Raw genomic sequence first — 7,120 nt, 5'->3', positions numbered from 1 at the left:
ATTCGGACATTGGATCGCGCGCGATCCAATGTCCGAATGTCGGCTCTGCCCCCGATCTTACATCTGCTCGATCATGACGTCGCCAAAGCCCGAGCACGAGACCTGGGTGGCGTTTTCCATCAGCCGCGCGAAGTCGTAGGTGACGCGCTTGGACTGGATCGCCTTTTCCATCGACTTGGTGATCAGGTCGGCCGCCTCGGTCCAGCCCATGTGACGCAGCATCATTTCCGCCGATAAGATCATCGAGCCGGGATTGACGTAATCCTTGCCCGCGTACTTGGGCGCGGTGCCGTGGGTGGCTTCGAACATCGCCACCGAGTCCGACATGTTGGCGCCCGGCGCGATGCCGATGCCGCCCACCTGCGCCGCCAGCGCGTCCGACACGTAGTCGCCATTCAGGTTGAGCGTGGCGATCACGCTGTATTCCGCCGGCCGCAGCAGAATCTGTTGCAGGAATGCGTCAGCGATGGAATCCTTGATGATGATGTCGCGGCCGGTCTTCGGGTTCTTGACCTTGCACCACGGGCCGCCGTCGATCAGCTCGGCGCCAAACTCCTTTTGCGCCAGCGCATAGGCCCAGTCGCGGAAGCCGCCCTCGGTGTACTTCATGATGTTGCCCTTGTGGACGATGGTCACCGACGGCTTGTCGTGGTCGATGGCGTACTGGATTGCCTTGCGCATCAGGCGCTCGGTGCCCTCCACCGACACCGGCTTGATGCCGATGGCCGAGGTTTCCGGGAAGCGGATCTTGTTGGCGCCCAGCTCATTGAGCAGGAAGTCGATCAGCTTTTTGGCGCCCTCGCTGCCCTGGGTGTATTCGATGCCGGCATAGATGTCTTCCGAGTTCTCGCGGAAAATCACCATATTGGTCTTTTCCGGCTCTTTCAGCGGCGACGGCACGCCGGTAAAATAGCGCACCGGCCGCAGGCAGACGTACAGATCCAGCTGCTGGCGCAGCGCCACGTTCAGCGAGCGGATCCCGCCGCCGACCGGGGTGGTCAGCGGCCCCTTGATCGACACCAGGTAGTCCTTGACCACCGCCAGCGTTTCCTCCGGCAGCCACACGTCCGGACCGTAGACGCGCGTGGCTTTTTCGCCGGCAAAGATTTCCATCCACTGTATCTTGCGCTGGCCGCCGTAGGATTTTTCCACCGCCGCATCGACCACCTTCAGCATCACCGGGGTGATGTCGCGGCCGGTGCCGTCGCCCTCGATATAGGGGATGATCGGCCGATCTGGTACATTCAGGGAAAAATCGGCGTTGACGGTGATTTTCTGGCCGTCCGCCGGCACTTTGATATGTTGATACATCGTGATTCTCCGAAGGGAATGGTCCAAGTCTTCTATAAGATATAAGACAAATATTTCACATTATGCACCAGTATGATGTGAGGCGCCACGGTTTTCAAGCCCACCCAACCTGCTCTTCTATGCCGCTTATTTTATTTAATAAACCGTTCCAGGTGCTGTGCCAGTTTTCGCCGCAGGACGGCAAGGCCACCCTGGCCGACCACCTCAGCATTCCCAACATCTACCCCGCGGGCCGCCTCGATTATGACAGCGAAGGCCTGATGCTGCTGACCGACGACGGCAAGCTGCAGCATGCCATCGCCCACCCCGATCACAAGGAAGCCAAGACTTATCTGGTGCAGGTGGAAGGCACGCCGGACGCGGCCACGCTGGCGCGGCTGCGGGCGCCGCTCGATCTGGGCGATTTCGTCACCCAGCCGTGCCAGGCCATGCACATCGCCGCGCCGGACTGGCTGTGGCCGCGCAATCCGCCGATCCGCGCGCGCGCCGACAAACCCACCAGCTGGCTGGCCATCACCCTGCAGGAAGGCAAGAACCGTCAGGTGCGGCGCATGACGGCCGCCGTCGGCCTGCCCACGCTGCGCCTGATCCGCACCGCCATCGGCGGCATCGCGCTGGCCAGCCATCCGCTGATGCCGGGCGAGTGGATGGCAGTCGATCCGAAGGATTTACGCAGCATATAAACGAAAAAACCCGCGCCGGACGAACCGGAGCGGGTTTTGCTTGAACTCCCGGAAGGGAAATTAAGCGGACAGTGCTTTCAGGGCAGCTGCCAGGCGGCTCTTGTGGCGAGCTGCCTTGTTTTTGTGGATGATCTTCTTGTCGGCGATGCTGTCGATGGTCGACACCGAAGCCTGGAAGATGGTCGTCGCGGCAGCCTTGTCACCAGCCTGGATGGCCTTGCGCACAGCCTTGATAGCGGTGCGCAGGGTCGAACGCTGAGCCGAATTGTGAGCGTTTTGCTTAACTGCTTGACGAGCGCGTTTACGCGCTTGTGCGGTATTTGCCATGAAAATTCCTAAATCAGGTAAATGGTGCGTTTGCAAACATATTTGTTTGCCAAACAGGTTACGTTCCGGTTGCAATCAGAGCGAACCGTGTGAGACAAACTACTGCTTGCCAAACAATAATGTCTGCGCAACAGAATTTTGTACAGCCTGTGATTATAGCGATATTTTTCAGCAGGAGCAACTATAATCACGTCCCATGAACTTACTGCGCACCCTCTCCGCCATCTCCAGCATGACGATGCTGTCCCGCATCACCGGCCTGCTCCGCGAAACCCTGATTGCCCGCGCCTTTGGCGCCGGCGGCATGACGGACGCCTACATCGTCGCCTTCCGCATCCCCAACCTGCTGCGCCGGCTGTTCGCCGAAGGCGCGTTCTCGCAGGCGTTTGTACCTATTTTATCGGAATATAAGAACAAACAGGGCCAGGAAGCCAGCAAGAAGCTGACCGATCACGTGGCCAACACGCTGGTCTGGGCCACCGTGATCGCCACCATCATCGGCATCATCGGCTCGCCGCTGATCATTTACCTGGTGGCCACCGGCCTGGAAGAGTTCGACGCCGCGGTGTGGATGACGCGGCTGATGTTCCCTTATATTAGCTTCATGGCCTTCGTGGCCCTGGCCGGCGGCGTGCTGAACACCTGGCGCGAGTTCAAGATTCCGGCCTTCACGCCGGTGCTGTTGAATCTGGCCTCGATCCTGGCCTCGCTGTTCCTGCAACAGCACCTGGAGCGACCGATCTACGCCATGGCGATCGCGGTGTTCGTCGGCGGCGTGCTGCAGGTGGCGATCCAGATTCCGGCCCTGGTCAGGATCGGCATGCTGCCCCGGCTGTCGTGGAATCCCGCCGCCGGCCTGGACGATCCCGGCGTGCGCCGCGTGCTGAAGAAGATGGGGCCGGCGGTGTTTGCCGTCTCGGCCGCGCAGATCAGCCTGATGATCAACACCAGCATCGCCTCGCGCCTGCAGGAAGGCAGCATCTCCTGGCTGTCGTATGCCGACCGCCTGATGGAATTCCCCACCGCGCTGCTGGGCGTGGCGCTGGGCACGATCCTGTTGCCCAGCCTGTCCAAGGCCCAGGCCGATGGCGATCAGCAGGAATATTCCGAATTGCTGGACTGGGGCCTGCGCCTGACCTTTTTGCTGGCGCTGCCGGCGGCGGTGGGCATGGCGGTGCTGGCCGAGCCGCTGATCGCCACCCTGTTCCACTATGGCGCCTTCACCGACGAGGCGGCGGCGCAGTCGGCGCGGCCGCTGATCGCCTATTGCGCCGGCCTGCTTGGCATTATCCTGGTGAAGACCCTGGCGCCGGCGTTTTACGCGCAGCAGGATATCCGCACGCCGGTGCGCATCGCCATCGGCGTGCTGATCGCCACGCAGCTGATGAATCTGCTGTTCGTGCCGTTCCTGCAGGTGGCGGGCCTGGCGCTGTCGATCGGGCTGGGCGCCTGCCTGAACGCCGGTTTCCTGTACACGGGCCTGCGCAAGCGCGGCGTGTACCGGCCGCGTCCGGGCTGGACGGTGTTCTGCATCAAGCTGGTGATCGCGTGCGGGCTGATGGGGATGGTGGCCTGGCTGGGTGCCGGGCACATCGACTGGCTGGGCTTGCGCCAGCATGCTTTCCTGCGCGTCGGCGCCCTGCTGCTGCTGGTCGGCGCCTGCGGCGCGGTCTACTTCGCCGCCCTGCTGGCGATGGGCTTCCGCCTGCGCGACTTCAGGCGCATTGCGCGTTGACGAAAAAAAACCCGCCGAGGCGGGTTTTTTTTTGGTCAGCGACGCTCAGGCCGCTTTTTTGGCTTTGCGACGGGCGATGGCGCCCATCACAGCCAGACCACCCAGCAGCATGCCGTAGGTTTCCGGTTCCGGCACCGCGGTCACGGTGTAGGTCGAGCCCAGCACAGCCAGACCCGAATATTGGCCGTCGCCATTCAGGTGACCGCTGGCCCAGATGTCATAGTAGCCGGCAGCCACGTTGGCGAATTTAAAACCGTTGGCCGAGGAATCCAGGTCGGTCAGGCCGGCGATGGTGGCACTGGTAAAGGTCACCGAATCCAGGCTCAGGATACCGCCCGGCGTTTGCAGGCCGAGGGCCGACCATACGCTACCGGTCAGGTCCGACGCGGAAGTGATGTGGATGGTGCCGACCAGCACATTGGTGAAGTCGGTGGTGGTGATAGGGGCCGAAATAGTGCCGGCCGCCGAGGCGCCGAACGAAGCAGCGGCCAACAAGCCTGCAACAAGTGCTTTAATTTTCATATTCAAATTCCTTTAGAAACGATTTACAGGAAACGCGACCCAGGTTGGACCACGCTAGAGCAGAACCCAACAACAATTACTTTTCTAATTCTTATATGAAGATTGCGCGACTTGCATGTGCTGCTGCATCGCTAAGAACTACAAGGCTGCGCCCTCTGGAAAACACAGCCCCAGGCTGCCCGTATCAGGCGGCTTTCTTTGCTTTACGACGAGCTACCGCGCCCAGCACTGCCAGGCCGCCCAGCAGCATGCCGTAGGTTTCAGGTTCCGGTACCGCGGTCACGGAGATCGAGCCGTTGAAGAAGGCCTGGTTCCAGGCGCCGGCGGTCTTGCCCCACACTTCCAGCGTCAGCGGTGCGCTGCCGTCGTAGATCAGACTGCCCGAGCGGTAGGTGTCGGTCTTGGTATTTTTGGCCAGTTCAAATACGTGGCCGTCCAGGCTGACACCGGCTGCCGTGAAATCCAGACGGGTGCCGCTGATGGCAGCCTCGATGTTGTACACGCCGGCAGCCAGGCCGCTGAAAGTGACGGTCTGGTGGAAGGCGGTGCCCTGTGCCGTATCAGCGGCGAAAGCATCGCTGTGGAATGCGGCGAAGCCGCTGGCATCGAACACAGCGGTTGCTGCGCTGGCGAAACCGGCTGCGGCGAACAGGGCGGCAGCCAGCAGGGATTTGGTAGTCAGTTTCATAAATTCTCAGAAAAATCCATGCACGCGGGCATGTGGTTATAAAAAGGACACTTCGGAAAGAATCATAACATAAGGACATGCATTCTCATTGCAAATTTTCTATCGAACATAAAATTTTCACAAGAATTTTCAGCTGGTGAAATCCCTTGTTCGCACTGCACCATTTTGGAGAAATTGTTGGTGCTTAGATGCAAGGAAAACGCCCTTAATTGCGTTGCTGTTCAGGCTCGGTGGGCGGCTGAACCTCATCCTTTTTGCCCTCGTTTTCAGAGGGAGCCGCCGGTTCCTCGCTGACGGGCGACGGTGGCGGCGGCTGATCGGCGCCTTTTTCCGGTGCGGAAACCGGGAGCGAAATTGGTGCAGCGGGTGTCTGTTGCAGATTAGGTACAAGGGGGCTGGCGGAGCCCGGCTTTTCGGGCGCGGCAGCACTGTGCGCGCCCTCGGTGGCCATTACAAATTTCCATTCTGACAAGCGGTTTTTGCCTTCAAAACCGGCAAATCGGGTCGGGAAGTTACCGATCTTTACCGGCTTGGCATCCGACAGGCTGTACACGGCCAGCACGCCGACCTTGTCGCCCAGCCAGGTAATGCCCCATTCGGCCTTGCCGGTCATCGGATCGACGAAGATTTTGCGCAGATGCCGGCGCGTGCCGGGGAAGCGCGGGTCGCGCAGCAATTCCTTGAGCGACGGCGGCTGCGGCGGCATGCCGGCCGGCGTGGCGTCGGCGTAACTTTTAAGCGCATCGCTGAAGGCCGCGCCGATGTCCAGCAATTCCTCTTCCGCCTTGCTGCGCTGCAATAAAGAACCCATCTTTAAGGTGGCGGCGGCGGTCAGCGCCAGGATCGCCACCAGGATGATCAGGCTCAGATAGGTGAAGCCGCCCGCGCGGCGCAAACGCCGTGGCGCCATCACCAGTCGGCGTACGGTTTGCCGTTGCGGTCGTTGCCGGGCGCGCCGCTGTGGAGGTTGTAGACGCCGCCCTTGGTGCTGTCCTCCGGCGGCACGATGATCCAGGTGGTCTCGCTTTCCGTGATCGGGTCGTAAGGCAGCGCGCGCAGATATTTCTTCTCTACCAGCTGATCGAGCGTATCGGGATAGCGTCCGGTATCGCCATAATATTGATCCAGCACCTGGCGCACATTGCGCAGGTTGTCGGCCAGCACCACTTCCTTCGACTTGTCGATGCTGGGGAAATAGCGCGGCACGGCCAGCGTCAGCAGCAAGGCCACGATGCCCAGCACCACCAGCAGTTCGATCAGCGTGAATCCTGGACGTTTCATGGTCACCACTTCCGGTATGGCACGCCGTTGAGGCCGGTCTTTTCGCTCAGGCTGAAGACATCGTAGACATCCTCCCCTTCCCTTGGCTGGTCGGGTTCGCTGGCGTAGCTGCGCTTGCCCCAGGTCTCGGCATCGTTGGCGCCGGCGTCGGCGCTGAACGGATCGCGCGGCAGCCGGCGCAGGAAGAAGATTTTGGCATGCTTGGGATTCTGCAAATCGGGCACGCCCTCCACCAGCAGTTGCAGATTCTTCGGATAGCCGCTGGCGCCGACGGTCTTGGTGATGCGGCCCTGGTCGTAGGCGAGCTTGTAGGCGTCCAGCGCGTGCCGGATGTCGCGCAGCGATTCGCGCAGCTCCTGCTCCTGGCGGCGCTGCACCACCACCTGCGCGGTCGGGATCACGAGCGCGCTCAGCAGGCCGAGAATGGCCAGCGTCACCAACAGCTCGATCAGCGTGAAGCCGCGCGCGCGCATCGCCATACTCTTATTGCTGGACCGGCGGCGTGGCCGTCGGCACCGGCACCGGCTCGGGCGCCGGCTCGGCCGCTGGCGGCTGCACCGCCTGCGGCTGCGC

9 protein-coding genes are annotated in these 7,120 nt (G+C 61.4%); 2 read left to right on the top strand and 7 right to left on the bottom strand.

Annotated elements, in window-relative coordinates; translation table 11 throughout:
* Nucleotides 1–57: 57 nt before the first annotated feature.
* On the bottom strand, nucleotides 58–1,311 hold the full coding sequence (gene icd / locus E4L98_RS11585; RefSeq protein WP_135201715.1) for an NADP-dependent isocitrate dehydrogenase: 1,254 nt from the start codon (nucleotides 1,309–1,311) through the stop codon (nucleotides 58–60).
* 119 nt (nucleotides 1,312–1,430) lie between these two features.
* Between icd and E4L98_RS11580 the strand changes: the two genes are divergently transcribed.
* Complete coding sequence (locus E4L98_RS11580; protein WP_135201714.1) at nucleotides 1,431–1,994, top strand: pseudouridine synthase; 564 nt, start codon at nucleotides 1,431–1,433, stop codon at nucleotides 1,992–1,994.
* Between the two features lie 60 nt (nucleotides 1,995–2,054).
* Here the strand turns inward: E4L98_RS11580 and rpsT are convergent, their stop codons facing one another.
* Nucleotides 2,055–2,321: a 30S ribosomal protein S20 gene (rpsT, locus tag E4L98_RS11575; RefSeq protein ID WP_055937377.1), complete on the bottom strand. Its 267-nt coding sequence runs from the start codon at nucleotides 2,319–2,321 to the stop codon at nucleotides 2,055–2,057.
* A 196-nt stretch (nucleotides 2,322–2,517) separates the two neighbouring features.
* On the opposite strand from rpsT, the gene murJ reads away from it, so the two are divergent.
* Nucleotides 2,518–4,056, top strand: coding sequence for a murein biosynthesis integral membrane protein MurJ (murJ, locus tag E4L98_RS11570; RefSeq protein ID WP_135201713.1), 1,539 nt, complete (start codon nucleotides 2,518–2,520; stop codon nucleotides 4,054–4,056).
* Nucleotides 4,057–4,101: 45 nt separating this feature from the next.
* Here murJ and E4L98_RS11565 read toward each other — a convergent pair whose 3' ends face one another.
* The 5 genes from E4L98_RS11565 to E4L98_RS11545 all read right to left on the bottom strand — a co-directional run bounded on the left by E4L98_RS11565 (nucleotide 4,102) and on the right by E4L98_RS11545 (nucleotide 7,026).
* Nucleotides 4,102–4,578 (bottom strand): FxDxF family PEP-CTERM protein, encoded by a 477-nt coding sequence (locus tag E4L98_RS11565; protein WP_135201712.1) that lies wholly within the window; start codon nucleotides 4,576–4,578, stop codon nucleotides 4,102–4,104.
* 184 nt (nucleotides 4,579–4,762) lie between these two features.
* Complete coding sequence (locus E4L98_RS11560; RefSeq protein WP_205746704.1) at nucleotides 4,763–5,266, bottom strand: FxDxF family PEP-CTERM protein; 504 nt, start codon at nucleotides 5,264–5,266, stop codon at nucleotides 4,763–4,765.
* Nucleotides 5,267–5,471: 205 nt separating this feature from the next.
* Entirely contained in the window at nucleotides 5,472–6,176 is a 705-nt protein-coding gene (locus E4L98_RS11555; protein ID WP_135201711.1) for a type II secretion system protein, read from the bottom strand.
* Nucleotides 6,176–6,547: a type II secretion system protein gene (locus E4L98_RS11550; RefSeq protein ID WP_205746703.1), complete on the bottom strand. Its 372-nt coding sequence runs from the start codon at nucleotides 6,545–6,547 to the stop codon at nucleotides 6,176–6,178. The genes E4L98_RS11555 and E4L98_RS11550 overlap by 1 nt, the downstream gene beginning before the upstream one ends.
* Nucleotides 6,548–6,549: 2 nt before the next feature.
* Nucleotides 6,550–7,026, bottom strand: coding sequence for a type II secretion system protein (locus E4L98_RS11545; protein ID WP_135201709.1), 477 nt, complete (start codon nucleotides 7,024–7,026; stop codon nucleotides 6,550–6,552).
* Between the last annotated feature and the right edge of the window lie 94 nt (nucleotides 7,027–7,120).

It is taken from the genome of Duganella callida (genome assembly GCF_004614165.1).
GTDB classification, from domain to species: domain Bacteria; phylum Pseudomonadota; class Gammaproteobacteria; order Burkholderiales; family Burkholderiaceae_D; genus Rugamonas; species Rugamonas callida.
This window is presented reverse-complemented; position numbering and strand designations above follow the sequence as displayed.